This is a genomic window from Vibrio sp. 811 (assembly GCF_033339195.1).
Genome location: NZ_JAWOUB010000542.1, coordinates 1 through 629, shown reverse-complemented (window position 1 = coordinate 629; position 629 = coordinate 1). Strand labels below are relative to the sequence as shown.

Annotated in this window: 1 pseudogene; it reads left to right on the top strand. The window is 50.1% G+C overall.

Features of this window, described 5'->3' with window-relative positions:
• A pseudogene (locus R7Q46_RS27980) lies at positions 1-629 on the top strand (hypothetical protein); the annotation flags it as partial.

Sequence of the window (629 nt, the reverse complement as noted above, 5' to 3'; positions counted from 1 at the left end):
ATGGGGCAGCGCAATCGGCGTTATCATGTTTATGCTTGTGATCGGCGGCGCTTTTGGTGTCGTGATGCGCACGGGCACTATCGACAACGGTATCCTTCGTCTGATCGACAAAACCAAAGGTAACGAAGCGCTCTTCATTCCTGTTCTGTTCTTGCTGTTCTCTTTGGGCGGCGCTGTCTTTGGGATGGGTGAAGAGGCAGTGGCATTCGCCATCATCATCGCTCCATTGATGGTTCGCCTAGGTTATGACGGCATTACGACCGTAATGGTGACTTACGTTGCGACTCAGATTGGTTTTGCGACATCTTGGATGAACCCATTCTCGGTTGCGATTGCACAAGGTATTGCTGGTATTCCTGTACTATCGGGCATGACGGTTCGTATGGCACTTTGGGTTGGTTTTACACTCATCGGTATCGCCTTTACGATGGTTTATGCGTCTCGCATCAAAGCAAATCCTGAGTACTCTTACAGCCGCCGTACGGATAAATACTTCCGTCAGCAAGAACTAGGTAGCCACGACTCTCGTTGGAACTTCGGAGACACGCTCGTTATTCTAACGGTTATCGCAACGACGATTTGGGTGGTTTGGGGCGTAGTAGCCAAAGCATGGTACATCCCAGAAATCG